Origin of the sequence: Streptomyces sp. NPDC048383, from assembly GCF_040651775.1 — a bacterium.
Lineage (GTDB): Bacteria > Actinomycetota > Actinomycetes > Streptomycetales > Streptomycetaceae > Streptomyces.
Genome location: NZ_JBEZKS010000014.1, coordinates 37,448 through 62,572 on the forward strand (window position 1 = coordinate 37,448; position 25,125 = coordinate 62,572).

22 protein-coding genes are annotated in these 25,125 nt (G+C 73.8%); 8 read left to right on the plus strand and 14 right to left on the minus strand.

What is annotated here, in order from left to right; all coding sequences use genetic code 11:
* Positions 1 to 26 precede the first annotated feature (26 nt).
* Positions 27 to 842 carry a 3-keto-5-aminohexanoate cleavage protein gene (locus tag AB0D46_RS12630; protein WP_362877306.1) on the plus strand — a complete coding sequence of 272 codons (816 nt, stop codon included), beginning with the start codon at positions 27 to 29 and terminating at the stop codon, positions 840 to 842.
* Between the two features lie 22 nt (positions 843 to 864).
* On the opposite strand, the gene soxR is transcribed toward AB0D46_RS12630, so the two are convergent.
* Positions 865 to 1,314: a redox-sensitive transcriptional activator SoxR gene (gene soxR / locus AB0D46_RS12635; protein WP_362877307.1), complete on the minus strand. Its 450-nt coding sequence runs from the start codon at positions 1,312 to 1,314 to the stop codon at positions 865 to 867.
* A gap of 137 nt (positions 1,315 to 1,451) precedes the next feature.
* On the opposite strand from soxR, the gene AB0D46_RS12640 reads away from it, so the two are divergent.
* Complete coding sequence (locus AB0D46_RS12640; RefSeq protein ID WP_362877308.1) at positions 1,452 to 1,913, plus strand: MaoC family dehydratase; 462 nt, start codon at positions 1,452 to 1,454, stop codon at positions 1,911 to 1,913.
* Here AB0D46_RS12640 and AB0D46_RS12645 read toward each other — a convergent pair.
* From AB0D46_RS12645 to AB0D46_RS12655, 3 genes are all read right to left on the minus strand, one after another.
* Entirely contained in the window at positions 1,904 to 2,542 is a 639-nt protein-coding gene (locus AB0D46_RS12645; protein WP_362877309.1) for a TetR/AcrR family transcriptional regulator, read from the minus strand. The two genes, AB0D46_RS12640 and AB0D46_RS12645, sit on opposite strands and share 10 nt — an antisense overlap.
* A 150-nt stretch (positions 2,543 to 2,692) precedes the next feature.
* Positions 2,693 to 2,998 (minus strand): YiaA/YiaB family inner membrane protein, encoded by a 306-nt coding sequence (locus AB0D46_RS12650; protein ID WP_362877310.1) that lies wholly within the window; start codon positions 2,996 to 2,998, stop codon positions 2,693 to 2,695.
* Between the two features lie 59 nt (positions 2,999 to 3,057).
* On the minus strand, positions 3,058 to 4,209 hold the full coding sequence (locus AB0D46_RS12655; RefSeq protein ID WP_362877311.1) for an acyl-CoA dehydrogenase family protein: 1,152 nt from the start codon (positions 4,207 to 4,209) through the stop codon (positions 3,058 to 3,060).
* A 78-nt stretch (positions 4,210 to 4,287) separates the two neighbouring features.
* Here AB0D46_RS12655 and AB0D46_RS12660 point away from each other — a divergent pair, with 78 nt between their 5' ends.
* Positions 4,288 to 4,932 (plus strand): TetR/AcrR family transcriptional regulator, encoded by a 645-nt coding sequence (locus tag AB0D46_RS12660; RefSeq protein ID WP_362877312.1) that lies wholly within the window; start codon positions 4,288 to 4,290, stop codon positions 4,930 to 4,932.
* Between the two features lie 64 nt (positions 4,933 to 4,996).
* On the opposite strand, the gene AB0D46_RS12665 is transcribed toward AB0D46_RS12660, so the two are convergent.
* The 8 genes from AB0D46_RS12665 to AB0D46_RS12700 form a co-directional block, all read right to left on the minus strand.
* Positions 4,997 to 6,076 carry a zinc-binding dehydrogenase gene (locus AB0D46_RS12665; RefSeq protein ID WP_362877313.1) on the minus strand — a complete coding sequence of 360 codons (1,080 nt, stop codon included), beginning with the start codon at positions 6,074 to 6,076 and terminating at the stop codon, positions 4,997 to 4,999.
* Positions 6,077 to 6,099: 23 nt separating this feature from the next.
* Complete coding sequence (locus AB0D46_RS12670; protein WP_362877314.1) at positions 6,100 to 7,512, minus strand: aldehyde dehydrogenase family protein; 1,413 nt, start codon at positions 7,510 to 7,512, stop codon at positions 6,100 to 6,102.
* A gap of 98 nt (positions 7,513 to 7,610) precedes the next feature.
* Positions 7,611 to 9,164 carry a citrate:proton symporter gene (locus AB0D46_RS12675; RefSeq protein WP_362877315.1) on the minus strand — a complete coding sequence of 518 codons (1,554 nt, stop codon included), beginning with the start codon at positions 9,162 to 9,164 and terminating at the stop codon, positions 7,611 to 7,613.
* Positions 9,165 to 9,237: 73 nt separating this feature from the next.
* Positions 9,238 to 11,496, minus strand: coding sequence for a molybdopterin-dependent oxidoreductase (locus AB0D46_RS12680; protein ID WP_362877316.1), 2,259 nt, complete (start codon positions 11,494 to 11,496; stop codon positions 9,238 to 9,240).
* 186 nt (positions 11,497 to 11,682) lie between these two features.
* Positions 11,683 to 12,303 (minus strand): TetR/AcrR family transcriptional regulator, encoded by a 621-nt coding sequence (locus tag AB0D46_RS12685; RefSeq protein ID WP_362877317.1) that lies wholly within the window; start codon positions 12,301 to 12,303, stop codon positions 11,683 to 11,685.
* A 58-nt stretch (positions 12,304 to 12,361) separates the two neighbouring features.
* A complete protein-coding gene (locus AB0D46_RS12690; RefSeq protein WP_362877318.1) occupies positions 12,362 to 13,966 on the minus strand; it encodes a hypothetical protein in 1,605 nt (534 codons plus the stop codon).
* The gene (locus tag AB0D46_RS12695) at positions 13,963 to 14,778 is read right to left on the minus strand and encodes a hypothetical protein (RefSeq protein ID WP_362877389.1); all 816 of its coding nucleotides are present in this window, start codon (positions 14,776 to 14,778) and stop codon (positions 13,963 to 13,965) included. Before AB0D46_RS12695 ends, AB0D46_RS12690 begins: the two co-directional genes overlap by 4 nt.
* A 377-nt stretch (positions 14,779 to 15,155) precedes the next feature.
* The gene (locus AB0D46_RS12700; RefSeq protein ID WP_362877319.1) at positions 15,156 to 17,447 is read right to left on the minus strand and encodes a right-handed parallel beta-helix repeat-containing protein; all 2,292 of its coding nucleotides are present in this window, start codon (positions 17,445 to 17,447) and stop codon (positions 15,156 to 15,158) included.
* A 148-nt stretch (positions 17,448 to 17,595) separates the two neighbouring features.
* Between AB0D46_RS12700 and hmgA the strand changes: the two genes are divergently transcribed.
* Both hmgA and AB0D46_RS12710 read left to right on the plus strand, forming a co-directional pair.
* The gene (gene hmgA, locus AB0D46_RS12705) at positions 17,596 to 18,918 is read left to right on the plus strand and encodes a homogentisate 1,2-dioxygenase (RefSeq protein ID WP_362877320.1); all 1,323 of its coding nucleotides are present in this window, start codon (positions 17,596 to 17,598) and stop codon (positions 18,916 to 18,918) included.
* 172 nt (positions 18,919 to 19,090) lie between these two features.
* Positions 19,091 to 19,873 (plus strand): GntR family transcriptional regulator, encoded by a 783-nt coding sequence (locus tag AB0D46_RS12710; protein WP_362877321.1) that lies wholly within the window; start codon positions 19,091 to 19,093, stop codon positions 19,871 to 19,873.
* 146 nt (positions 19,874 to 20,019) lie between these two features.
* Here AB0D46_RS12710 and AB0D46_RS12715 read toward each other — a convergent pair whose 3' ends face one another.
* Complete coding sequence (locus AB0D46_RS12715) at positions 20,020 to 20,181, minus strand: hypothetical protein (protein WP_362877322.1); 162 nt, start codon at positions 20,179 to 20,181, stop codon at positions 20,020 to 20,022.
* Between the two features lie 160 nt (positions 20,182 to 20,341).
* Between AB0D46_RS12715 and AB0D46_RS12720 the strand changes: the two genes are divergently transcribed.
* Both AB0D46_RS12720 and AB0D46_RS12725 read left to right on the plus strand, forming a co-directional pair.
* The gene (locus AB0D46_RS12720; RefSeq protein WP_362877390.1) at positions 20,342 to 21,463 is read left to right on the plus strand and encodes a type ISP restriction/modification enzyme; all 1,122 of its coding nucleotides are present in this window, start codon (positions 20,342 to 20,344) and stop codon (positions 21,461 to 21,463) included.
* 125 nt (positions 21,464 to 21,588) lie between these two features.
* Entirely contained in the window at positions 21,589 to 22,839 is a 1,251-nt protein-coding gene (locus tag AB0D46_RS12725; RefSeq protein WP_362877323.1) for a CaiB/BaiF CoA-transferase family protein, read from the plus strand.
* Between the two features lie 49 nt (positions 22,840 to 22,888).
* On the opposite strand, the gene AB0D46_RS12730 is transcribed toward AB0D46_RS12725, so the two are convergent.
* On the minus strand, positions 22,889 to 23,158 hold the full coding sequence (locus AB0D46_RS12730; protein WP_281205829.1) for a hypothetical protein: 270 nt from the start codon (positions 23,156 to 23,158) through the stop codon (positions 22,889 to 22,891).
* A gap of 258 nt (positions 23,159 to 23,416) precedes the next feature.
* On the opposite strand from AB0D46_RS12730, the gene AB0D46_RS12735 reads away from it, so the two are divergent.
* Positions 23,417 to 25,081 carry a serine/threonine-protein kinase gene (locus AB0D46_RS12735; protein ID WP_362877324.1) on the plus strand — a complete coding sequence of 555 codons (1,665 nt, stop codon included), beginning with the start codon at positions 23,417 to 23,419 and terminating at the stop codon, positions 25,079 to 25,081.
* Positions 25,082 to 25,125 lie beyond the last annotated feature (44 nt).

The following is a 25,125-nucleotide window of genomic DNA, read 5'->3' on the forward strand; positions in this document are numbered from 1 at the left end:
CGGCCGGGGTCGGCGAGGCGGCCGGTGTGAGCGGGACGGCCGGTGTGAGCGGGACGGCCGATGCGGTGGGGTCGGCCGGTGTGGCCCGGGTGCTTCAGGTCGGGCTCAACGGGTCGCGGGGCGCCGCCGACGGGGCGGCCGTACCGATGTCGCCGCGGGCGCTGGCGGAGTCGGCGTTGGCCGCGGTCGCCGCCGGGGCCGGCGAGGTACTGGTGCACCCGCGGACCCCGTGCGGCCGGGAGGGCCTCTCGCCCCGGGTGGTGGGGCCACTGCTGGAGGAGTTGCGCGGCGCGGGGGTCCGGGTCCCCCTGACGGTGCCCGCTTCCGTCGCCGCGGAGCCGGATCCGGCGGGGCGGCTGGAGCGGGTGCGGTGCTGGGAGGTGCTGCCGGACCGGGCGACGGTGTCCTTCGCCGAAGCCGGCGCGTACGAGCTGGGTTCGGCCCTGTTGGCGCGCGGGGTTGCGGTGGACGCGGTGGTACCGCTGGGCGGCGGTGCCGGGCCCGGGCCACTGGCCCGTTTCCTGGCGTGGGCCCCGGCCGACCACGGGCGGGTGCGGCTGGTGGCGGAGCTGGCGCGGGCGGATCCCGCGTTGGTGGCGGGGCTGCGGTGGCTGCCTCCCGTACCCGTGCTGCTGTACGGGAAGGACGGAGCCGCTTGGCCCGTGTTGCGGCTGGCCTCCCGGTGCGGCGCCGGTGCGCGGATCGGCGTAGGAGAGGTTCTCCACCTGCCGGACGGCCGCCCGGCCCGGTCGAACGCCGAACTGGTGGCGGCGGCCCGGGAGATCACCGCCGAGGCCGGTCCGGCGGGGGCTCCGGCGTCCGCCGGTCGGGCGGGGCGGTGAGTACCGGTGCGGGCGACGGGTGTCAGTAAGCCAGCCGTGAGCCGGTCATGCGGTCGCCGAAGACATCGTCCGGGTTGGACAGCGCGCAGGTCTTCATGGAGAGGCAGCCGCAGCCGATGCAGTCCGTCAAACGGTCGCGGAGATCACTGAGTTGCTCGATGCGCTGGTCGAGTTCGGATCGCCAGGCCTCCGACAGGCGGGCCCAGTCCTCGCGGTTCGGCGTGCGCCCTTCCGGCAGTTGGGACAGCGCCTCGCCGATGTCGGCGAGCGGGATGCCCACCCGTTGAGCGGCGCGTACGAACGCGACCCGGCGCAGCGCGTCACGACTGTAGCGGCGCTGGTTGCCGGAGGTGCGGCGGCTGCTGATCAGGCCCTTCGTCTCGTAGAAGTGGAGGGCTGAGACGGCGGCTCCACTGCGCGCGGACAGCTGACCGACGGTGAGTTCGTGGATCTTCTCGGGAATCTGCGGCACCCTGCCGAGCCTAGTCGGAGGTGCGTTGACATTCACACACGCGGCGCAGCATGCTGAGCAAACGCTTATTCGTCTGAGTGTGCCGGGCGAGCAGGCTTGAGGACCGCGTGGGAGACGTCTACCGACAGGGGCAGGGCATGGCCGATCCGAGGATCTTCACATCCGCCGAGGAACTGCGCGCCGGCATCGGCGAGCCGCTCGGCCCGAGCGGATGGCTGGAGGTGGACCAGAAGCGGATCGACCTGTTCGCCGACGCGACGGGCGACCACCAGTGGATCCACGTGGACCCCGAGCGGGCGGCTTCCGGGCCGTTCGGTTCGACGATCGCGCACGGCTACCTGACGCTGTCGCTGCTGCCGAGCCTGGTGCCGCAGATCATGCGGGTCGAGGGCATGCGGATGGGCATCAACTACGGCGTGGACAAGGTCCGCTTCCCCGCTCCGGTGCCGGTAGGTTCGCGGCTGCGCGCCACCGCGCTGATCACGTCGGTCACCGAGGTCGGCGAGGGCGTGCAGGTCGCCGCGACGGTGACGGTGGAGCGCGAGGGCGCCGAAAAGCCGGTGTGCGTGGCGGAGTCGGTGTCCCGCTACTACTTCTGAGCGGACGCGGCGGGGGCCGCGCTCACCATGCGCAGCACGAGGTCGGCGTAGAGCGCGCCGACCTCGTCGGGCGTGCGCGGTCCGGCCGCGCTGAACCAGCGGGCCACGTCGATGCACAGGGACAGCACGGCGAGGGTGGTGCCCGGGACGTCCGGCACCGCGAACTCCCCCGCCCGTACGCCGTCGGCGAGGATCCGCCGTACGGCCGCGTCGCTCCGCCGGCGCAGGGCCACGATCTCGGAGCGGTGCTCGGGTGCGAGGGCGTCGAGCTCGTACTGGACCACGCGGGCGGTGGTGTGGTGCGCCGCGTGCCAGCCGACGAAGGACCGTACGGCGCCGTCGAGCCGCTCGGCGGCGGTGCCCGGGCCGGAGGCGGCGGTTTCCAGGATCTCCAGCGCCTTGTCGTGACCGATGCGACTGATCCGGTGGAGCAGTTCTTCCTTGGTCTTGTAGTGGATGTAGAGCGCGGCCGGACTCATCCCGGCCCGGCCGGCGATGTCCCGGGTGGTGGTCGCGTGGTAGCCGCGCTCGGCGAAGGCCTCGACGGCGGCGACGAGCAGCCGCCGCGCGGCGTCGGGGGTGACCTCCGACCACGGCTGGTATCCGCCGGTTTCCGCCGCGCTGTCCATGGCCCGTCCACCTCTTCCTCTTGTAGGAAGGAACACCCTACCGGAGGGTGAGCAAGCGCTTAGCCGCGCCGGACGGGCAGGGGTGGGCGTGGCGTGACGGGAGCGTCCCGGACCGCGCGGTCAGGGACGGGAGCGTCCCGGCCCGCGCGGTCAGCGGTCCTGGGTGGGGGGCTTCGGCGCGAAGGGGTCGTAGCCCGTCATGATCTTCTCCATCCGGGCCTGGTCGACGCGGGTGACGATCTGCGTCACCTCCTGACGGTCCCTGATCACCTTGGCGAGGGTGAACGCCGAGGTGGTGAGGTAGAGCACCGCGATGCCGAGGAAGGCGCGGACCCAGCCGTCGGCGTCCATGTTGTAGATCCCCAGCGCCACGGCGGCGATGGCGACGCCGAAGGAGGCGACGGCCTGGCCGTAGTACGCCCCCGTGTTCTGCTGCTTGACCGGTGTCTCGTTCATGGCTCCAGCATCGGCGGCGACGGCCGGGCGCACATGGGCGCAGGTACTCAGCCGGGTACTCAGAAAGCGGAGACCCCCGTGCGGGCGCGGCCGATCAGCAGCTTCTGGATCTGGCTGGTGCCCTCGTAGAGGGTCATCACGCGGGCGTCGCGCAGCAGTTTGCCGACGGGGTACTCGTCGATGTAGCCGTAGCCGCCGTGCACCTGGAGGGCGTTGCCGGCGGCGCGCACGGCGGCTTCCGAGGCGAAGAGCTTGGCGGTGGAGGACTCGGTGGCGAAGGGCTGCCCGCGGTCGATGAGGTCGGCGACGCGCCAGGTCAGCAGCCGGGCCGCGTCCACGTCGACCGAGATGTCGGCGATGAGTTCCTGGACGAGCTGGTGCTGGGCGATCGGCTTGCCGAACTGCTCGCGCTGCGCGGCGTACGAGACGGCGGCGTCCAGCGCCGCCTGGGCGATGCCGACGCAGCCCGCGGCGACCGACATCCGCCCCTTGGCCAGTGCCGACATGGCGACGGAGAAGCCCTTGCCCTCGGGGCCGAGCATGGCGGAGGCGGGCACGCGGACGCCGTCGAGGACGAGTTCGGCGGTGGCCTGGCCGCGCAGGCCCAACTTCCCGTGGACCTCGCGGCGGGTGAGGCCGGGGGCGTCGGCGGGCACCAGGAAGGCGGAGATCCCGCGGTGGCCGGGGGTGTCGTCGGTGCGGGCGAAGAGGAGGACGACGTCGGCCCAGGTGCCGTTGGTGATGAACATCTTGCTGCCGCTGATGACGTACGCGTCCCCCTCGCGCACGGCCCGGGTGGTGAGGTTGCCCGCGTCGGAGCCGGTACCGGGCTCGGTCAGGCCGAAGCAGCCGAGGGCCTCGCCGGAGCACAGTCGGGGAAGCCAGTCCCGCTTCTGCGCCTCGTCGCCCCAGGCGGCGATGGTCTTGGCGACGAGGCCGAGGGAGACGGAGACGATGCCGCGCACGGCGGAGTCGCCGCGGCCGAGTTCCTCGGTGACCAGGGCGTAGGAGAGGTGGTCCCCGCCCGAGCCGCCGTATTCCTCGGGCACCGTCAGGCCCAGGAACCCGACGTCGCCGAGCTTCTTCACGATGCCCCGGTCCACGCTCTCGGCCCGGTCCCACGCGGCGGCGTACGGGACGATCTCGCGCTCGGTGAACGCGCGGGCCAGTCGGCGTACGGCGCTCTGCTCCTCGCTCGGCTCCAGGTTCACCGGGCACCTCCGGGGCGTCTCGACCGGCCTTTAACTAGCACCGGTAGTTTATGACGGGCAGGCCCTACTATGTGGCGCATGGCCAGACCGCGCAAGCCCCTCCTCAGCCGAGCCCGCATCGTCGAGGCGGCGGGTGCGCTGGTGGACGCGGAAGGTCTGGAGGCGCTCTCGACGCGCCGGTTGGCCGCCGCGCTCGGGGTGAGCGGGCCGTCCCTGTACAACCACTTCCGCACGAAGGACGAGATCCTGGAGGCGGTGGCCGACGCGGTGAGCGCGCGGGTGGACCTGTCGATGTTCGAGGACTGCCGGGACTGGCGGCGGGCGTTGCACGCCTGGGCGCACTCGTACCGCGACGCCCTGTCCGACCATCCGAACATCGTGCCGGTCCTGGCCCGGGGGCCGGGCCGGCGGCCGGCGGGACTGCGGCTGGCGGACTCGGTGTTCGGTGCGATGACGGAGGCGGGCTGGCCGCCGGCGCACGCGACCCGGATCGGGGCGCTGATGCGGTACTTCATCCTGGGCTCGGCGGTGGCCTCGTTCGCCGGCGGTTTCGTCGACGACGAGACGGCGTACGACCCGACGGACTATCCCCACCTGGGGCAGGCCCACCTGCTGGCGGAGCGGCGCCGCGAGGTCGACGAGGGAGCCTTCGAGACGGGTCTGGCCGCCCTGCTCGACGGCCTGGCCCTCCAGTTCGACGCCCTTCCCGCCGACCCCGCCTGACTCCCGCCCGGAGGGCGTGGGTCGGGGTCGGGCGGGGTCGGGCGGGTGTGCCCGTCGGGGTGGGTCAGAAGGCGACCAGCGAGCGGCCCCCCTTGCCCGCGAGCATCGCCTCGAACGCGGCCGGGATGCCGTCGAGGGTGATCCGGTCGGTGACGAGGCCCGCGAGGTCGAGTCGGCCCGCGCGGACGTGGTCGGCGATCACCGGGAGGTCCCGGGCGGGGTCGCTGTTGCCGTAGACGCAGCCGCTGAGCGTGCGCGCGAAGTGGAAGATCTCCAACGCGTTGAAGGTGACCTGCTGTTCCTTGCCGCCGATGCCGACGACCGTCGTGCGGCCGCCCCGCCGCGTCGACTCCCAGGCCGCGCGGATGCTCTCCGCGCGACCCACGCACTCGATGGCGACGTCCGCGCCCCGGCCGCCGGTGACCGCGCGGACCTGCTTGGCGGTGGTGTCCGAGGCGAGCACGAACTCGGTGGCTCCGGCCGCCCGCGCGAGCTCCTCCTTGGCCGGGGAGACGTCCACGGCGACGATGGGACCCGCCTGACCGATCCGGGCCGCCTGGAGCGCGGCCAGGCCGACGCCGCCGACGCCGAACACCACCACCGACTCGCCCGGGAAGACCTGCGCGCTGTGGTGGACGGCGCCGTAGCCGGTGAGGACGGCGCAGCCGAGGAGGGCGGCCTCGGTGAGCGGGATCCCGGCGGGCGCGGGCAGCACGCAGTTCGCCGCGACGACGGTCTCCTCGGCGAACGCGGCGACGTTGAGCCCGGGGTGCAGCTCGGTCCCCTCGGCGTCATGGGCGTGGACGGCCCCGACTCCGCTCAGCGCCTTGGCGCAGAGCCAGACCTCGCCGATCAGGCAGTGGTGGCACTCCCCGCAGGACGGCGCCCAGTTGAGGACGACGCCGTCTCCCGGGGCGACGTGGGTGACGCCCTCACCGACGGCGAGGACCGTACCCGCGCCCTCGTGGCCGAGGATGGCGGGGACGGGCACCCGCATGGTGCCGTTGGTGAGGGAGAGGTCGGAGTGGCAGACCCCGGCTGCGACGAGGCGTACCCGGACCTGACCGGGGCCGGGCTCGGGCAGCACGATCTCCCGTATCTCCAGCGGGGCTCCGACGGCGGGCAGGACGGCGGCGCGGACCATGATCTTTTCTCCGTCTCGGGCGGTCAGAACTGCAGGGACTTGGTCTGGAGGTACTCCCCCAGGCCGTGCGGGCCCAACTCGCGGCCGACACCCGACTGCTTGTACCCACCGAACGGCGCGCGCACGTTGAAGCGGCCCCCGTTGATGTCCACCTGCCCGGTGTCCATGCGGCGGGCGAACGCCACGGCCGTCTCCTCGTCCTCGGCCCACACCGCGCCGCCCAAGCCGTAGACGGTGCCGTTGGCGATGCGCAGGGCGTCGTCCTCGTCCTCGTAGCGGAGGATCGCCAGCACGGGGCCGAAGATCTCCTCCTGGGCGATGGTCATCGCGGGGGTGACGTCCGCGAAGACCGTCGGGGCCACGAAGTACCCCTGCTCGTGGGGGCTGTCGAGGCCGCCCGCGACGAGGCGCGCGCCTTCCTCGACGCCCTTGGCGATGTACGCGCGGACGCGGTCGCGCTGGGTGGCGTTGACGACCGGGCCGAGGCGGGTGCCCGGGTCGCGGGGGTCTCCGGACGGGTACTTGGCGACGGCGGCGGCCGCGAGGGTGACGGCCTCCTCGTACTGGTCCCGGTGGACGAGCATGCGCGTGAGGGCGTTGCAGCTCTGACCGGAGTTGTTCATGACGTGGCCGACGCCCACCGCGACGGCCTTGGCGAGGTCCGCCCCGGGCAGGATGACATTGGCCGATTTGCCGCCCAGTTCGAGGGCGACACGCTTGATCGCGGCGCCTGCCGTGGCGCCGATCTTCTTCCCGACGGCGGTCGAGCCGGTGAAGGAGACGAGGTCGACCTCTTCGTGCTCGGCCAGGGCCTGACCGGCGACCGGCCCGGTGCCGGTCACCAGGTTGAAGACCCCGGCCGGGATGCCCGCCTCGTGCACGGCTTCGGCGAAGAGCTGTGCGGTCAGCGGGGTGTCCTCGGCGGGCTTGAGGACGACGGTGCAGCCGGCGGCGAGTGCGGGTGCCACCTTGGCAACGATCTGGTGCAGCGGGTAGTTCCAGGGCGTGATCGCCCCGACCACGCCGACGGGCTCCAGCAGGACCGTGGAGTTGCCGATGCGCTCCTCGAAGCCGTACGAGGCCCCCAGCTCGGCGTACGAGCCGGCCACCGCGATCGGCGACCCGATGTGCACCGCCTCCGCGAAGCCGAGCGGGGAACCGAGTTCGGCGGTGACCGTCTCGGCCAGCTCGCCCTTCCGGGCCACCAGTACGTCCCGGAGGGCGCCGATCAGGGCCGCCCGGTCGGCCGGGGCGGTGGCCGCCCAGCCGGGGAAGGCCGCGCGGGCGGCCCGTACGGCCGCGTCCACGTCCTCGGCGCTGCCGGCCGGCACCTCCGCGATGACCTGCTCGTCCGCCGGATTGACGACCTGGATCCGGCCGGCGCCGGCTGCGGGCACCCACGCCCCGCCGATGTACATCCCGTCCTGGGCCTTCATGGCATTCCTCCCGAGCACGCACGAGCGCGTAGACCTGACGTCACCAACACCCTACAAACTAGCGTCGGTAGTTTTCCGGGCGCCAGGGGTGGCCCGGATCAGATGATGCCGAAAAGCATCCCCGCCGCGAGGACCACGAGGGAGGTGAGGGCCGCCCACTTCACCGTGAAGCGGGTGTGGTCGCCGAACTCGACCTTGGCCATGCCGACGAGCACGTAGACGGCCGGGACCAGCGGGCTGGACATGTGCAGGGCCTGGCCGACCAGGGAGGCGCGGGCGATCTCCAGCGGGGACACCCCGTGGGCGGCGCCCGCCTCGGCGAGCACCGGCAGGACGCCGAAGTAGAAGCCGTCGTTGGACATGAAGTAGGTGAGGGGCAGGCTGAGGAGTCCGGTGACCAGGGCCATGTGCGGGCCCATGCCCTCGGGGATGGCCCCGACCAGCCAGTCGGCCATGTCCTTGACCATGCCCGTACCGGTGAGGACCCCGGTGAAGACGGCGGCCGCGAAGACCATGCCGGCCACGTTCAGCACGTTGTCGGCGTGCGCGGCGAGCCGGGCCTTCTGGTCGGGCATGTGCGGGAAGTTCACGGTGAGCGCGAGGGCGGCGGCGAGCAGGAACAGCACCGGGATCGGCAGCAGTTCCATGATCATGGCCGTCAGCAGGGCGATCGTCAGCCCCGCGTTGAACCAGTAGAGGCGGGGGCGCAGCGTCGGGCGGCGCGGGTCGAGGCCCTGGAAGCCCTCGGTGTCGGACGGGGCGTCCGGCGAGGTGTCGGCCGGGGCGGGGCCGCTCGGGCCTGAGCCGGTCGGGATGGGGCCGGTCGGGATGGGGCCGGTCGGCTGGGGGGCACGGGCGGGCCGGTCGGCCTCGGCTCCGTCGCATCCGGGTACGCCGTCGGAGGACGGGGCGACCGCCGGGGCGCCGGAACCGTCGGTGGCGCCGCCGGTACGGGCACCGGACGGAACCAGTACCTCCGCGCCGGCCGCACCGGCGTTCCCCTCACCTTCGAGACCATCCCCGCCGGGCATCACCAGGGAGCCGACCCGACGGCGCTCCTTGACGCCCAGGACGTAGGCCAGGGCGAAGACGAAGAGCAGACCGACGGCGAGGGCCGGGATCATCGGCACGAAGATGTCGCCGGCGTCGAGCTTGAGGGCCGTGGCGGCGCGGGCCGTGGGGCCGCCCCAGGGAAGGGTGTTCATGACGCCGTTGGCGGTCGCCGCGACGCCCGTCATGACTACCAGGCTCAGGCCGAGCCGCTTGTACAGCGGGTACATGGCCGAGACCGTGATCATGAAGGTGGTCGAGCCGTCCCCGTCGAGCGAGACGATGGCGGCGAGCACGGCCGTGCCCACCACCACCCGCATCGGGTCGGCCTTGCAGAAGCGCAGGATGCCGCGCACGATCGGGTCGAAGAGACCGACGTCGATCATCAGCCCGAAGTAGACGATGGCGAACATCAGCATCGCGGCGGTCGGCGCGAGTTTGCCGACCCCGTCGATGACGTAGTCCCCGAGATGTGCGCCCTTGCCGGCGAACACGCAGAAGAGCGCGGGGATGAGCACGAGCGCCGCGATGGGCGACATTTTCTTCAGCATGATCAGGACCAGGAAGGTCGCGATCATGGCGAAGCCGAGGAAGGTCAGCATGCAGGGAACGTAGGTGCCCCCTGCCACGCCCAACAAGATGTCCGCGCGTGAGCAATACGAGCAAAACCCCAGCTCAGGGCAGGGGTGCCAGCTGGACGGGGAAGGCGTTGAGCACCGCCGTGCCGGACAGGGGGTCCAGCCGGGTGCCGTCGAGCAGCTGGTTCACGTTGGCGCCGGGGTCGGCGCCGGCCACCGCGAGCCGGGTGCCGGGTCGGTCGTGACCCCAGCCGTGCGGCAGGCTGACCACGCCGGCGCGGACCGTGTCGGTGACCTCGACGGGCACGTCCAGGCTGCCGCCGTCCGCGCTGATCCTGGCGCGGCCGCCGTCGGTGAGGCCGTGGCGCGCCGCGTCCTCGGGGTGGACCTGGAGGGTGCACCGGTTGGAACCTCCGGTGAGGGCCGGGACGTTGTGCAACCAGCTGTTGTTGGACCGCAGGTGGCGGCGGCCCACGAGCACCAGGGCGGCGGGGCGTTCGGCGAGCGCCGCGCGGAGCCCGGGGAGCTCGGCCGCGATCGGGTCGGGAAGCAGCTCGATCCTGCCGCTGCGGGTCCTGAGCACGCCCGGAAGCCGGGGCCGCAGCGGGCCCAGGTCGATGCCGTGCGGATGGGCGAGCAACCGTTCGAGACTGAGGCCGGCCCCGTGCGGCGCCGCCTCGGGGGCGACGTATCCGGGCGCGCCGAAGCGGTCGCCGTACGGGCCGAGTCGGAGCATCAGGTCGAGCCGGCGCTCGGGGCCGTTCTCGCCGGTGAGGAGTCCGGCGAGGCGTTCGGGGTCGGCACCGTGCAGCGGGGAGTGCCGGTCGGAGGTCTCCTTGACGAGGACGGCCCGGATGGCGAGGTCGTCCACGGTGGAGGGTTCGGCGGCGCCGTGCAGGCCCGAGACGGCGAGGACGAGACGGGCGTGGATCTCGCATTCGTCGATTCGGTCCGCGTCCAGCGGGACGGCCGGGCGCGTGTAGCGGACCTGGTTGTGGACGGCGAAGCCGTTGAACGCGAAGTCGTGGTGGGCGCTCTGCGAGGGCGGCGGCGGGGGCAGGACCACGTGGGCGTGGCGCGAGGTCTCGTTGAGGTAAGGGTCGACGCTGACCATGAAGTCGAGTCCGGCGAGGGCGGCGTCGAGCCGGCGGCCGTCGGGGGCGGACAGCACCGGGTTGGCCGCGATGGAGATCAGGGCGCGGATCCGCCCCTCGCCGGGCGTCTCGATCTCCTCGGCCAGTGCCGCACTGGGCAGCTCGCTCTTCACCTCGGGATGAGCGCTGACCCGACTGTGCCAGCGGCCCAGCGCGAACCCCCGACCCGGTCCGGCGGGACGGGGTCGCGGGCCCGCCGCGGCCAGCGGGAAGAGGGCTCCGCCCGGGCGGTCGAGGTTGCCCGTGAGGATGTTCAGTACGTCGACCAGCCAGCTGGCGAGCGTTCCGAACTCGACGGTGCAGCTGCCGATCCGCCCGTAGACGGCGGCGGTCGGCGCGGCCGCGAGGTCGCGGGCGAGGGCGCGGATCTCGGAGGCCGGGAGGTCGCAGGCGGGGGCGGCGGCCTCAGGGGTGAAACTCCCGAGGGCGTCGGCGAGTTCCCGGAGTCCTTCGATGTGTTCGGCGAGCGGACCGGGCTTCGCGAGCTTCTCCGTCAGCAGGGTGTGCGCGAGGGCTGCCAGCAGGAGGGCGTCGCTGCCGGGGCGCGGGGCGAGGTGACGGTCGGCCAGCCGGGCGGTGCGCGTACGGCGCGGGTCGACGACCACGAGCGTGCCGCCGCGGGCGCGCAGCGCCTTGAGCCGGCCGGGGAAGTCGGGGGCGGTGCACAACGAGCCGTTGGATTCGACCGGGTTGGCGCCGAGGACCAGGAGGAAGTCGGTGCGGTCCAGGTCGGGCACCGGGATGGCGAACGGATCGCCGAACAGGAGCCCGCTGGACACGTGCTTGGGCATCTGGTCGAGGGTGCTGGCGGTGAACAGGTTCCGCGTGCCCAGGGCGTTGACCAGCAGCGGCGGGTAGAGGGCGCCGGCCATGGTGTGGACGTTCGGGTTGCCGAGGACGACGCCGACGGACTGAGCTCCGTGCTCCGCGACGAGCGCCGGCACCGCGGCGGCGATGGCCTCGTAGGCCTCCTCCCAGCCGGCTTCGCGCAGTTGTCCGTCGCGGCGTACGAGGGGGCCGCGCAGCCGGTCCGGGTCGGCGTCGAGTGCACCGAAGGCGGCACCCTTGGGGCAGATGAACCCGCGACTGAAGACGTCGTCACGGTCGCCGCGGGCGCCGGTCACGGTGGCGCCCTCGATGGTGAGGGTGAGGCCGCAGGTGGCTTCGCAGAGCGGGCAGATGCGCGGGGCGGTGCGAGGCATGGACGCTCCTGGGAGGCGGCGGGCTGCGGCACGGACACGACCCGGAGCCGACCGCGGGGGCCGGGCCGGCTGGGGCGTCCCGAGCATACCGACCGGTAGGCACGGGCGGGAGGGGTTTGCGTCGGCTGACTACGGACCGGGGCGCCGGTCCGGGGCGCCGGTCCGGGGCGCCGGTCCGGCGGCGGATCAGTCGAGGACGCGCGCGAGATAGGCCCGCATCATCGCCCGGGTTTCGGCGACGATGCCGGGGTCTCCGACCGGGTCCGTCCGGAAAGCCAGCTGGATCAACGCGTCGGTCGCCTCGACGGCGACCAGCACCGCCCTGCGGAGGTCGGCGTCGGGCGTCATTCCGAGGTGGGCGCAGAGCAGTTCGGTGAGCCGGGCGGCCACCTGGTGGTTGGGGTCGGAGGCCGGGCCGTCGGACGGCGGTGCGGGCACGCCGAAGTCGACCAGGGCGAAGCCGGGCACGCTGCGCTTCATGGCCAGGTACTCGTCCAGCACCGCGTCGACCGCCGGCCGCCAGGAGTCGGCGGGCAGCTCGGCGAGGCGGCGCTGGATGCCGTCGGCGTAGCGGTCGAGGTTGCGGTGGGCCAGGGCGACGGCCATGGCCCGCTTGTTGCCGAAGAAGCGGTAGACCGATCCGATGGGCACTCCGGCGCGCAGGGCGACGGCCCGGGTGCTGAGGTTCTCGTACCCCGTCTCATCGAGGAGCTCGGCGCAGGCGTCGAGGATCCGCACGAGGCGGTCGGCGCTGCGCTGCTGGACGGGGGTCCTGCGCAGGGGCTGGGCGGGAGGCACGGTGTCCATGATGCCGCTCCTGGCTTCTCGGTCCAGCCTTCCGGCCTCCCTGCCCGCGCCCGACCGGTCAGTTGAGCAGGAGGGCGAGCCCGCCGACGGTGTACGCGATCATCAGCGCCAGCAGCGGGAGTTGACCCGCCACCGCCTTGGCGGGCGGGAACAGCCGAACGGAACGGTCGTGCGCGGCGATCACTCCGAGTACGTGTCCGGTCACGACGGCGATCACTTGGAGGGCTGCGAGACCGCCGGGGCCCATGGGGGGACTGGGATCGGGGCCGTTGTCAGTGCCGAGTGCGATGCTCACTGTGCGTGGTCCTTCGGTGACCAGGAGGGAGAAGTAGTGAGCGATGAGATAGCCGAGGGCGATCGGCACGAGTGAATGCGCGAAGGCGGTCAGCGGGCCGGGATGAGGTCCGGCGACGAGGCGGGTGGCCGCCGCGCACAGGCAATAGAGGCCGGCGACGAGAGCGACGGAAGCGAGTAGTCCGAGGGTGGCCGTGGGGGTGCGGCCGAGGGGGGAGGTCTGAACGACGTTGATCCAGGAGGGGTTGTCGCTGTAGCCGTCGTAGGCGGTGGAACCGAGGAGGACGCAGACGGTGGCGACGAGTCCGGGCCGCTCGGGCGTCGCGTCGAGTCCGTGGAAGGGGTTGCGCAGGACCAGGCGGCCGTCGCTACGACGGCCGAGCACGGCGAGCCGGGCCAGGAGGTCGGAGTAGGCCTCGAAGGCGTCCGCGTCGGTGAACCAGCGCTCGCCGTGGCGGGCGGCGAGGAGCAGGTGGACGGACGCGTAGCCGACGAGGGCGATCAGGAGGGTGGTGGTGGATGCGGGATCGGGGGCGGCGAGCTCCAACCAGGTGAAGCCGAACAGGCCTGCGGCGGCCGGCCATTGGCCCAGCCGTGCGGGCAGGGGGCGTCCGGGTCCGGGCGGGCGGCCCAGGAGCCGGGCCCGGCCCCGGGAAAGGAGGCGGTGGAGAGTGCGCAGCGGGTTGACCAGGCGCCAGACGGGGCCGAGGAGGAGGGAGGTGGGCACGAGGCCGACCCAGAACAGGACGTAGACGGCCCCCGGCGCGGGGTTGCGGGTGGGGTCGTCGGGACCGAGGAGGAGGTGGAGGAGTACGGCGAGGGCTGCGGCGAGGCCGAGTCCGCGCAGGACGAGGCGGGTGGCCGGCGCGTCGGCCACCCGCTGGAACCCGGCGGGCAGAGCGAGACCGGAGCGGTCGCCGCGGAAGCGGGACACGGACCAGAGCAGGCCGAGGGCCAGGAAGGAGACGAACAGGGCGGTGAAGGCGCCGGCGAAGGCGTAGAAGGGGGAGATGGGCAGGTCGTGCTGGGATCCGATCCCGTGCGCCAGCAGGATCGACGGGTCGGCCGGGTGAAGGACCACGCTCTGGCCGGACCAGCCGACCGGGCTCGCGCCGGGGCCGGGGGCGGGGCCGAATCCGGCGGCGATCGCGGACGGGATGTCGGCGGGGCTCGCGGTGGTGAACCCGACCGGGCTCCCAGTCGGGCTCGTGGCGGTGACCCCGGCATCGGGCCACACAGCCGGGCCACCGCCCGGCCAGGTGCCGCCGGATGCGGCGGGGCCGGGCGCGGCGGCGGTGGTGACGGTCCCCGTGGCTGTTCCTGCGCCTGCGCCTGCGCCCGTTCCGGTGGCGGTGGCGGTGGCGGTCATCGGACGACGAGCTGGGTCAGGAGCAGGCCGGACGTGTGGGTCTCGACCTCGAAGAGGCCGGTGCGGTCGGCCGTCAGGACCAAGGTCGCCTCCTGGCCCGCGGGCAGGGTGAGTTCCTTGTCGTAACCGTGGACGTGGAGGGTGTCGGCGAGGTCGCTGGTGACGATCAGGGCCACGCGCTCACCGCGCTTGAGCTCGGTGCGGTCGGGAGCGGGGTGCACCTTGCCGTCCCGGACGGCGAGGGTGACGGTCCGGTCCGCCTGCGGGGCCCCGGTCGGGGTGCCGCCGGCGCTCGGGGTGCCCGCCGGGTGGCTGTGGTCGGCGCCCGCGGGGGCGGCGGTCAGCGGAACGGCAGCCTCGATCGCCTTGCCGGCGACGGCCCACGCGGTGTGGTCGTCGGCGTACAGGCGGACGGTCAGGGTGTGCGGGCCCTGGGGTACCTGCGCCGCGGGCAGGTGGAACCATGGGCCGTACACCCGGGCCAGTTTGCGGCCGTCGAGTTCGAGGTGGGCGTGGCCGGCGCCCGGGAGGGCGCCGCCGCCGGTGCTGTCGGGGGTGAAGCGGAAGTTCGTCACGGCCAGTTGGAGGTTCCAGCCGTCCTCCGAGTCGGGTCGTGCGGTGAGCCGGACCTCCGGCGCGCCCTGCGGGGGGACCTCGCGCAGGCGGTGGCCCGTACCGTCCTGCACCTCCAGGAGGGTCCCGACTCCGCCGGACGCCTCTTCGTGGGTGGTGCCGGGCTTGTGGTGGGTCGTGGCCCGGCCCCCGCAGCCCGTTACCGCGCCGCCGACCAGCAGCAGGAGGACGGCCACCAGCGCGGCGAGCCGGGTGGCCCGGCGGGACGGCCCGGCCGTGCGGGCCGTGCGGTTGGGTATCCCGCACGCGTCGCACCGGACACGGTCTTCGGGACGGACGCTCACTGCGGACCTCCGGTCTCGGAACGGGTCGTCATATCGGTATTCCGGGCCGGCCGGGGCGGGACGACGGGCGTCCACCCCGGCCGGCCCGGGACCCGGCGCGGGGCCCGGCGCGGGGCCCGGCGCGGGGCCCGGTGTGGGAGGCGGCGCTGCGGGGCGACGCGCCGGCCCCTCCGGAGCGGGCGCTCCGGAGCCCCGACGCGGGGAAGCGGCTCGACTCCCCCGCACCCCGAGCCGGGGCGCTCTCGCATGCCCCCGCCCCGTCCGTCGGGGTGTTACGGGGTCGGGGTGGCCGCTGCGGGGGGCGGTGGGGGTGGGGTGGCCGGGGACGGGGCTCGGTCGCCCTCCGGGCCGTCGCCCGGGTCGGCGGCGGCGCCAGGATCGGCGGGGTGGGTCGGGTCGTTGCCGTCGCCCGGGACGGCGGCGTCGCCCGGGACGGCGGCGTCCCCGGCGTCGCCCGGGCCAGCGGGGTGGGTCGGGCCGTTGCCGTCGCCCGGGTCGCCGGCGCCCGGGTCGGCGGCAGCGCCCGGGTCGGCGGGGTGGGTCGGGGTGGGCGGGGTCGGGCGGGCCGAGGCGGCGACGGCCCACAGGACCCACACCACCGCGACCAGGGCCCGTACCCAGGCGGGGCTCAGCGGGGTCCAGGGGATCATCAGGACGGCCTTGTCGAACGCGTCGAGCAGGGTCAGGGCCCCCAGTAGCAGGGTGAGGCGTGCCAGCCAGGGGCGTTCCGCGCGCAGGACCAGCCCGGCGCCCGTCCACCACAGGCCCAGGAGCAACAGGGCGAGCGCCGGAACGAAGGTGTCCACGAGGGGCATCGTGGATCCGGCGACGTCCAGGGCCAGCCCGGCGAGGCCCAGCAGGGAGGCTGCCGCGCCCAGTCGGGAGCCGGCAAGCCGGCGTCGCCACAGCACTCCGCCGACCAGCAGCAGTACGGCGGCCACGCCCAGCGCCAGCTGGGTCTCGACCCGTTCCAGGCCGCGGGCTCCGTACCAGTCGCAGCCCGCCGGGAGCTTGCGCGCCTGGACGTTGTAGTCCGCGCAGACCATCAGTTGGGCGAGTTTCACCGGTTCGCCGACCAGTCGGGCCGAGGCTCCGCTGACGTCGCCGCGGGCGGATCCGCACTGCGGGAGCGTGCCCGGGGTGGAGCCGTCGGGTCCGTCCTGCCAGCAGTTGCCCCTGCCCTGCCCGTCCCACCACACGTCCGTGCCGTTGGGCCGGGATGCGCCGGACTTGTCCTTGCCGAGGACGTTGCCGGCGTACCGGTTGTGGTGGGAGGTGTCGGTCTGCTTGGACCACTCCTCCTCGCCTCGGATGAAGGCGGGGACGGCGCTGAGGAAGAAGCCCGCGCGTCGGTGCCCGTACACCCAGTTGTCCTCGTACAGGTTCCAGTTGCCGCCCGCGGTGATGATGCCGGTGCCGGGAGGCATGGAGATCTGCGGGCAGACCACGCCCTGTTCGTAGCCGCGTTCGGCGGGCGGCTTGGCGCAGGTGCCGTCGGCGACGTAGCGGTAGTAGTCCTGGTTGTTGTCGTGGATCAGGTTCCGTTCGAACCGGGCGTGGTTCTGCGGGAGGCCGGGGTGGCCGGGGAAGGCGCTGTCCATCGAGGCACCGCCCATGTTCTGGTCGAACTCGTTGTCGTGGACCCACACGGAGTCCCCCGCGGTGCCGGAGTAGCCGACCATGTTGTGGTGGCTGCGGCAGCCGGTGATCTCGATGGAGTAGCGGGGGACGTCGTAGCCGCGGCCGTCGTTGATGTTGGAGGCGCTACCGGGATAGATGCCGGAGTCGCCGTTGCCGTACGACTCGCAGTTCTTGTACAGGCCGTGGTCGCTGGCGAAGGTCAGGAAGCCGTACTCGTCGTTCCAGCGGGTCAGGACGTCGTCGATGACGAAGCCGTCGCCCGCGAGGACGTACAACGAGTTGAAGGTGGTGCGCTGCGCGGTGAAGTTGCGGAAGTAGATGCCGTTGGAGCGGTCGGCGCGCAGGCCGTTGAGCTTCTGGTACTTGGCGTCGATGATCACGTCCGTGCGGGATGCCCCGGTGCCCTCGATCTGCAGGTCGGTCTTGCCGAGGATCGCGACGAGGTTCTGGTTGTGGCGGCACTGGGCCTGCTGCTCGTAGGTCAGGATCTGGTAGCCGAAGGAGGAGTTGGGGGCTTTGAGCGCGGCGCACTCCCCCGTCGGTTTCGGCAGCGAGGGCTCCTCCTCGTAGAGGCCGGGGAGGATCGCGATGTTCATGCCGGGGCGGTCGACGGCGTCGACGGCCTCCTGGAGGTGGCGGTAGCCGCTCTTCTCGCACTGCTCGTACAGGGCCAGGTTGCGTTGCCGCAGGGCGTCGGGGAAGCCCGCCGTGCGGCGTTCGAAGGCGGCCCGGTCGGTCTTGCAGACCAGCAGGTCGGGCGCGGTGGAACGGTACTGCGGGACGGATCCGGTGCCGTCGGGGAAAGTGACGGGGCGCTCCTCGTGCGCGCGGGCGGCGGGCGCGGCGACGAGGAGGGACAGGAGAGCGAGGAGGGCGGCGAGGAGCGCCGCCGGCACGGCAGGGAACCTGCGGGTCCACGACATGCGCGAGAGAGTAGAGCAATGTTCATCTTTTCGGATCCCCCTCTGTGGGAATCCGCATGCCGCCTGTTCGGGCGAGGGGGCGTTGACGCCGGGGTCGCGGAATCCTACTGTCAGGCATAGGATTCCTTCGACGGAGCGGGAGCAGCACATGAGTGAGCAGGCCAGGAAGACGGCGGAGGGGCTGGAGTACCTCACCGGCTTCGGCAACGAGCACAGCTCTGAGGCCGTGCCCGGCGCTCTCCCGCTCGGCCGGAACTCGCCCCAGCGCGCGCCGCTCGGCCTCTACGCCGAGCAGCTCAGCGGCAGCGCCTTCACCGAGCCGCGCGCCGACAACCGCCGCTCGTGGCTCTACCGGATCCGCCCGTCGGCCGCACACCCGGCCTTCGTCCGCGTCGACAACGGCGCCCTGCGCACGGCGCCCTTCACCGAGGCGGTCCCCGACCCCAACCGGCTTCGCTGGAACCCGCTGCCCGACCCGGCGCCCGGCACCGACTTCCTGGCCGGCCTGTGGACCCTCGGCGGCAACGGCGACGCCGCCCAGCGCAGCGGCATGGCCATCCACCTCTACGCCGCCAACGCCCCGATGACGGACCGGGTGTTCAGCAGCTCCGACGGCGAGCTGCTGATCGTTCCCGAGCGCGGCGGCCTGCTGCTGCGCACCGAACTCGGCCTGCTCAGCGCCGGTCCCGGCGAGATGGCGCTGATCCCGCGCGGGGTCCGGTTCCGCGTCGAGCCGCTGGACTCCGAGGGCGCGCCCGCCCGTGGGTACGTCTGCGAGAACTACGGCCGCCCCTTCGAGCTGCCCGACCTGGGCCCGATCGGCGCCAACGGCCTCGCCTCGGCGCGTGACTTCCGGGCCCCGGTGGCGGCGTACGAGGACAGCGAGCGCCCGACCGAGGTGGTCAACAAGTTCTGCGGCAACCTCTGGTCGGCGACGTACGACCACTCGCCGCTCGACGTGGTCGCCTGGCACGGTACGCACGTCCCGTACGTGTACGACCTGCGCCGCTTCAACGTCATCGGGTCGATCAGCTACGACCACCCGGACCCGTCGATCTTCACCGTGCTGACCTCGCCGTCCGACACTCCCGGGCTCGCGGGCGTCGACTTCGTGGTGTTCGCACCGCGTTGGCTGGTCGGCGAGGACACGTTCCGGCCGCCGTACTTCCACCGGAACGTGATGAGCGAGTACATGGGCCTGATCGAGGGCGCGTACGACGCGAAGGCCGAGGGCTTCGTCCCCGGCGGCGGCTCGCTGCACAACATGATGTCCGCGCACGGGCCGGACCGGGAGACCTTCGACAAGGCGAGCGCCGCCGAGCTGAAGCCGCAGAAGATCGACGACGGGCTGGCCTTCATGTTCGAGACCCGCTGGCCGATCACCGCCACCCCGCAGGCGGCCGACGCGGACCACCTCCAGCGCGGATACGACGACGTGTGGCAGGGTCTCGAACGCCACTTCCGCGCCTAACATGCGCATGCGCGGTGGGAACGGGGGCGGGAGCGGGGGCGAGCGCGAGGACGAGGACGGACACGAGGACCAGGGCGGGGACGCCGGCGCGAAACCGGCCGCGCACCCGCTCCGCCTTCGGCCCCCGCCTCCGCCCGCACCCCCGCCCGCCCGCGTTACCGCCGCGCACCGCATGACGTCCAGCCAGCCGTACGGAGAACCACCCGTGACCGCCTTCGCTCCCGACTCCCTCGTACTGAACCGGAAGTTGCCGCTCTGGTATCAGGTGTCGCAGTCCCTGCGCGCCTCGATACTCGGTCGCACCCCGGACGCCTCGCTGCGGCTGCCGACCGAGGAACAGCTCGCCGAGCACTACGGGGTGAGCGTCCTGACGATGCGCCAGGCACTCAAGGAGCTGGAGGGCGAGGGCCTGATCAGCCGGCACCGGCGGCGCGGGACCTTCATCGAGCCGGGCGCGCGGCGGGGCGCCCCGGTGCGGCTGCTGGGTTCGGTGGACGCGATCGTCGCGCAGCAGTCGGGCGAGCGCACGACGATCCTCGGCCACGAACGGACCCCGGTGTCCGGGGAACTGCTGGAGCACTTCCCGGACACGCCCGAGGTGGTCACGTACCGCAGGCTCCGGTACGACGGCGAGAGCGACGAGCCGTCGAACTGGGCGGAGAACGCGGTCCGTCCGGACCTGGCCGAGGGCGTGGACCTGGCGGACCTGGCGCGGTGGCCGATGACGAAGGTGCTGCGCGACGTGGTCGGCGTGCGGATCAGCCGGATCACGGACACGGTCGAGGCCCGGCTGGCGGACCCCGTGACGGCCGAACTGCTCGGGGTGCCGTTGCTGAGCCCGATCCTGCACTACACGGGCGTGACCTACGACGAGGACGGACGGGTCGCCGACGTGGCCCGCATCCGGTACCGGGGCGACCGGTTCTCCTTCACGGTGACGGTCGACGCGCCCTGAAGCCCGGGACGCGCCCTGAACCCCGGCAGGCGCCCTGCACCCCGGGAAGCGCCCTGAACCCCCGGGAAGCGCCCTGAACCCCGGGAGGCGCACTCAACCCGGGGGGAGCCCGGCGACGGGGCCCGAGGTCGGCGCGCCCCCCGCCGTCACTTCCGGTCGTCGTCCGCCGCGCGTTCGCCCTCGGCCTGGGAGGGGGTGGTGCGCGTGGTCTGCGGGTGGCGCTGCTTGCGCTGGGTCTCGTCCAGGTCCTCGTCGAGGCGCTCGCCCTCGGCCTGCGAAGGCGTCGTGTACTCGTCGTACTGGCTCATGGCCGCTCCTCCGTCGGTACGGATGGGCAGAAATGCCGCATCCACTCCCATAAGGAGCGTAACGCTTCGGCCAGGACGGGGCCCGGCCCCGTGGGGCGTCGCTACCATCTGCCGGGTGAGCGCTGAGACACCGCCGCCGAACCCGCTGCTGGACGACCTGATGCCCTGGGCCGTGGGCGGCCTGCGCCTGGGCCGGGACTGGGTCGCGGCCCCCGACCCGGCCACGCTGCGGGCCCGCTGGACGGCGCTGACGAGCGCCGAAGGGGCCGAGCGGGAGCGGCTGTTCCGCCCGTCCCGGAGCCGTACGACCGCCGCCGGCGCCGCCGCGCTGCCGGGGCAGCGTTCCGCGACGGCCCGGCTCGCCGACGAGCCCGGCCCGTTCCCCGAACCCGTACGGGTGCTCCGGGCCCCCTTCGACGAACAGTGGCTGCTGCCCGACCAGCGGCTCATCGACGCGGCCCGGCCGGAGCTGTGGCGGGTCCGGGACGGGTACCAGTTGTTCGCGGTGGAGACCCCGGAGCTGTTGGTCACGGCCCACCTCCCGGCGGGCCGGCTGGGCCGGATCCGGCCGCTGCACCGCCGGCCGGGCGGCGCCGAGCCGAACCTCGCGCCGGGGCTGCTGACGCTGCTCGGCGAGCGCCACGGCGGCTGGGTCACTCCGGAGGACGTGTTGTGCTGGATCCTCGCCGCGGGCCGCCCGGGACCCCGGGGGTACGAGGTGCCCCTGGCGGCCGATCCGGAGCGCTGGCGGGCGGGCCTGGAGCTGGGGCACCGCCTGCTGTCCGTCCAGCTGCGCGGGGCGCGGGGCGGGGAGCCGCCGAGGCTGCCCGGCGGGCGGCGCCCGTACGTACGGGCGGCGGTCACGGGCTGGCCGGACGGCCTCGCGTACGACCCGCGGACGCTGACGCTGACCCTCGGGGACGGGGTCGTCGCCCCCGTGCCGGAGGCGGCGTGGGAGTACGAGGCCCAGGGCGTCCGCGTCCTGGAGGTCTGGTTCGCCGCCCGGTGCGCGCACCGCGGGCCGGACGCGGACGGGCTGGACGCGCTGGGCCCCGCCGGGTGGCCGCAGGCCTGGACCTCGGAGCTGCTCGCGCTGGTGACGACCCTGGCGCTGCTCGCGGAGCTGGCCCCGGAGCGGGCCGCGTTCACCCCCGGGCCGCTGTTGACGACCGCGGAACTCGCGGCCGGCGGGGTGCTGCCGCCGCCGCGCGCGTCCCGCCGGCCCGCCTCGGTGCTGGACCACCAGGAGGAGGGCCCGGGCGGCCAGTTCGCGCTGCTCTGACCTCCGTGGACCTCCGTACGCGGTCCGACATCCCGGGACCGTACGCGGACGAACCCGGGCGAACCGTCGGCGCCACGTCCGTGCCTGGTGACAGGCCGGGGCCTGCCGGGATAGGGATCGGTGTCATGGACAACGATTCCCACCCGCACCCCCGCCCCGGAACCGAGCCCCTCCCCCTCGCCGGGATCACCGTCGTCGCCGTCGAGCAGGCCGTCTCGGCGCCCTTCGCCACCCGTCAGCTGGCCGACCTCGGCGCCCGCGTGATCAAGGTCGAGCGCCCCGACGGCGGGGACTTCGCCCGCGCCTATGACACCGCCGCCCACGGTTTGGCCTCGCACTTCGTGTGGGCCAACCGCGGCAAGGAGTCCCTGACGCTCGACCTGAAGGACCCGCGCGGCCTGGAGGTGCTGCACCGGCTGCTCGACGGGGCCGACGTCTTCGTCCAGAACCTCGCGCACGGGGCCGCCGCCCGCCTCGGACTCGACGCGGCCACGCTGTGCGCCCGCCACCCGCGACTGATCGCCGTGGACGTCTCGGGCTACGGTCCGCGGGGCCCGTACGCCCACAAGCGGGCCTACGACATGCTCGTGCAGTGCGAGGCGGGCCTGGTGTCCGTGACCGGCACCCCGGAGGAGCCCGTGAAGGCCGGGATCCCGGCCGCCGACATCGCGGCGGCCATGTACGCCTTCTCGGGCGTCCTCGCCGCGCTGCTGCGCCGCGGCGTCACCGGGCGAGGCGGCCCCGTCGAGGTCTCGATGCTGGACTCGCTCGCCGAGTGGATGGGGCATCCGCTGCACCACACGATGCACGGCGGGGAGCAGCCCGTGCGCACGGGGCTCGCGCACGCCGTGATCGCCCCGTACGACGCCTACCCGACGGCGGACGGGGACCGGGTGCTGCTGTCGGTGCAGAACGACCGGGAGTGGCGGCGGTTGGCGCGGCAGGTGCTGGGGCGGCCGGACCTGGCCGAGGACCCGGCGTTCGCGACGAACGCGGCGCGCACCCGGGGCCGCGCGGAGACGGACGCGGTCGTGGCGGCGGCGCTCGCGGTACTGGGGGCGGACGAGGCGGTCCGCCGGTTGGAGGAGGCGGGGATCGCCTGTGCCCGGCTGAACTCGGTGGCGCAGCTGGCCGGGCACCCGCAGTTGGCGGCGCGCGAGCGCTGGCGGGAGGTGGACTCGCCGGTGGGCCCGCTGCGGGCGTTGCTGCCGCCGATCGGGCTGCCGGGCGGCGTGGCACCGCGCATGGGTGCGGTGCCCGCGCTCGGCGAGCACGACGAGCCCCTGCTGCGCGCCCTGGGGATGACGGGCGCGCAGATCGCGGGGCTGCGCCGGGACGGTGTGATCGCCGGAGGCCGGGGAGACGCCGGCGCGTAGGGACGGGTGCCGGGGTGCGGCCGGGGCGACCGGCTGCACTACGGGGCAGTTACGAGCGGCGGCTGCCGAAGAGCGTGCGCCGCAGCCTGCGCAGCGGCGCGAAGAGCGCGACGCGCGCGCTCCGGCTCCGCTGTACGTGCGTGTGGTCGCGGGACGTGAGCTCACGCATCAGCAGGGTCGCCTCGGCGGCCTCGTGGTGCGGGACGGCGGGGCCGCCCAACACCGCGAGGTGACGGTCGAGGCGCGAGCTTGTCGCTTTGCTGCCGCAGGTGATGGCAGGCACGCGGGGCGGCCTGCTGCGCATTGCTATCTGTTCCATGTCTCTCCCCACCCGTACGAGGGCACCCGGCCCGGGCAGGTTAACCCTATCGCCCCCGCGTCGCGCTCGGGTATCCCGGTGGTGTGAATTACCCCTGTCCTTACGGGTAGTTGAAGATTACTCAACGCAGTCATTCGTCACTCTCCGCACAAATCGGCCCACTTGGGGAGCCTCGTGGAGATTGTCGTCACGACAGGGGCCGACGAACCCCTCCTGCGCTAACTTGGAGTGATCACCCGTTGACGCATGGGGGTAGGCGTGAGTGGGAACGAAAGTGACGACGCCGCGCGTGTCGTCGCCGGACGGTACCGGCTGCTCGGTCCGCTCGGCCGCGGGGGCATGGGGATCGTGTGGCGGGCCCGGGACGAGGTGCTGGGCCGCGAGGTCGCCGTCAAGGAGGTGCGCGCGCCCGCCGGGACGGACGCGGCCGGGATGGCGCGCATGTACCGGCGCCTGGAACGGGAGGCCTGGGCGGCGGCCCGGGTCTCGCACCGCGGGGTCGTCACGGTCTACGACGTGCCGAACGAGGACGGCCGCCCCTGGATCGTGATGGAGCTGGTGCGCGGACTCTCGCTGGCGGAGGTGCTGGAGGCCGAGGGACCGATGAGCCCCCAGCGGGCGGCGCACCTCGGCGAGCAGGTGCTCGCCGCGCTCCGCGCGGCCCACGAGGCGGGCGTGCTGCACCGCGACGTCAAACCGGCCAACGTGCTGATCGCCAACGACGGACGGGTGGTGCTGGGCGACTTCGGCATCGCGAGCCTGGAGGGCTCCTCGGCCATCACGATGACCGGCGAGGTCATCGGCTCCCCCGAGTTCCTGGCGCCGGAGCGGGCGCTCGGGCGCGACCCTGGGCCGGAGTCGGACCTGTGGTCGCTCGGGGTGTTGCTGTACGCGGCCGTGGAGGGGGTCTCGCCGTTCCGGCAGGACACCCCGCTGTCGACGCTCCGGGCCGTGGTGGACGGGGAGTTGCCGCCGCCCCGCCGGGCCGGCGCCCTGGAGCCCGTACTGGAGGGGCTGTTGCGCAAGGACCCGGAGCGGCGGCTGGACCCGGCGGAGGCCACCCGGATGCTGCGCGTGATCGGCGCGGGCGGCGCCGCACGGGCCTCCGGCGGCCCGGTGTCGGGGCCGGGCGCCGCGGCGACGACGGTGCGGCTGCGGCAGGAGGGCGGCGGCCCGTACGGGGCGGACACGCCGGCGATGCCGGTGCCGGTACGGGAGCCCGGGCCGGGGGCGGCTTCGCGGCAGGGGAACGCGGGGACGGTGCTGGTCCTCGGGGTCGTGGTGCTGCTCGTGGCCCTGGGCGTACTGGTGTGGCTGCTGTTCGAGGACCCCCCGGGCGGCGACGGGAAGGGCGCCGGGGCGTCGGTCCCCTCGGCCGCTGCCCCGGACTCCGCGTCGGCCTCCGCCTCCCCGTCGCCCTCGGCTTCGGCCTCCGCCTCCGCTTCGGTGTCCGCCGGGACGGCGGCCGCTCAGGTGGTCACCGTCCACGTCCACACCCTGCGGGCCGCGTACAGCGGGAGTTGCCCGCCGCCCGCGGTGGGCGCGCCCGCCTTCACCGCCACCCTGGAGGTCGCCCGCACCCCCGCCGAGTTGGAGTACCGGTGGGCCACGCGCAGCGGGGTGCCGACGGGGCAGGGCTGGGTGAGCCTCGCGTACGAGGAGGGCGGGCCGCGGACCCGGCAGCTCCTGCACACCGAGCTCGCGCACCGGGCGGGGGCCGTCCTGGCCGACGCGGTGCGGCTGGAGGTGCGGCAGCCGGTGCGGACGGACTCCGCGTGGCTGGACTTCTCGGTGACCTGCGCGGCGCCGACCCCGACGGGTACGCCGCCCTCCCCTTCCCCGTCCGGTTCGCCGACGCCGTCGACGTCCGGGTCTGCGGACCCGACGCCCTCCGGGGCGCCGGGTCCGGAGCTCACTTCCTGAGGCTCACTCCCCGGGGCTGAGGCCCGGGTACTCGGGCCAGGGGC

What these genes read in the sequence shown, in the direction of transcription:
- AB0D46_RS12640 (WP_362877308.1), top strand. Translation starts at nt 1,452, where the DNA reads ATGGCCGATCCGAGGATCTTCACATCCGCCGAGGAACTGCGCGCCGGC.
- AB0D46_RS12645 (WP_362877309.1), bottom strand. Translation starts at nt 2,542, where the DNA reads ATGGACAGCGCGGCGGAAACCGGCGGATACCAGCCGTGGTCGGAGGTC.
- AB0D46_RS12650 (WP_362877310.1), bottom strand. Translation starts at nt 2,998, where the DNA reads ATGAACGAGACACCGGTCAAGCAGCAGAACACGGGGGCGTACTACGGC.
- AB0D46_RS12660 (WP_362877312.1), top strand. Translation starts at nt 4,288, where the DNA reads ATGGCCAGACCGCGCAAGCCCCTCCTCAGCCGAGCCCGCATCGTCGAG.
- AB0D46_RS12665 (WP_362877313.1), bottom strand. Translation starts at nt 6,076, where the DNA reads ATGGTCCGCGCCGCCGTCCTGCCCGCCGTCGGAGCCCCGCTGGAGATA.
- AB0D46_RS12670 (WP_362877314.1), bottom strand. Translation starts at nt 7,512, where the DNA reads ATGAAGGCCCAGGACGGGATGTACATCGGCGGGGCGTGGGTGCCCGCA.
- AB0D46_RS12675 (WP_362877315.1), bottom strand. Translation starts at nt 9,164, where the DNA reads ATGCTGACCTTCCTCGGCTTCGCCATGATCGCGACCTTCCTGGTCCTG.
- AB0D46_RS12680 (WP_362877316.1), bottom strand. Translation starts at nt 11,496, where the DNA reads ATGCCTCGCACCGCCCCGCGCATCTGCCCGCTCTGCGAAGCCACCTGC.
- AB0D46_RS12685 (WP_362877317.1), bottom strand. Translation starts at nt 12,303, where the DNA reads ATGGACACCGTGCCTCCCGCCCAGCCCCTGCGCAGGACCCCCGTCCAG.
- AB0D46_RS12690 (WP_362877318.1), bottom strand. Translation starts at nt 13,966, where the DNA reads ATGACCGCCACCGCCACCGCCACCGGAACGGGCGCAGGCGCAGGCGCA.
- AB0D46_RS12700 (WP_362877319.1), bottom strand. Translation starts at nt 17,447, where the DNA reads ATGTCGTGGACCCGCAGGTTCCCTGCCGTGCCGGCGGCGCTCCTCGCC.
- hmgA (WP_362877320.1), top strand. Translation starts at nt 17,596, where the DNA reads ATGAGTGAGCAGGCCAGGAAGACGGCGGAGGGGCTGGAGTACCTCACC.
- AB0D46_RS12710 (WP_362877321.1), top strand. Translation starts at nt 19,091, where the DNA reads ATGACGTCCAGCCAGCCGTACGGAGAACCACCCGTGACCGCCTTCGCT.
- AB0D46_RS12715 (WP_362877322.1), bottom strand. Translation starts at nt 20,181, where the DNA reads ATGAGCCAGTACGACGAGTACACGACGCCTTCGCAGGCCGAGGGCGAG.
- AB0D46_RS12720 (WP_362877390.1), top strand. Translation starts at nt 20,342, where the DNA reads ATGCCCTGGGCCGTGGGCGGCCTGCGCCTGGGCCGGGACTGGGTCGCG.
- AB0D46_RS12725 (WP_362877323.1), top strand. Translation starts at nt 21,589, where the DNA reads ATGGACAACGATTCCCACCCGCACCCCCGCCCCGGAACCGAGCCCCTC.
- AB0D46_RS12730 (WP_281205829.1), bottom strand. Translation starts at nt 23,158, where the DNA reads ATGGAACAGATAGCAATGCGCAGCAGGCCGCCCCGCGTGCCTGCCATC.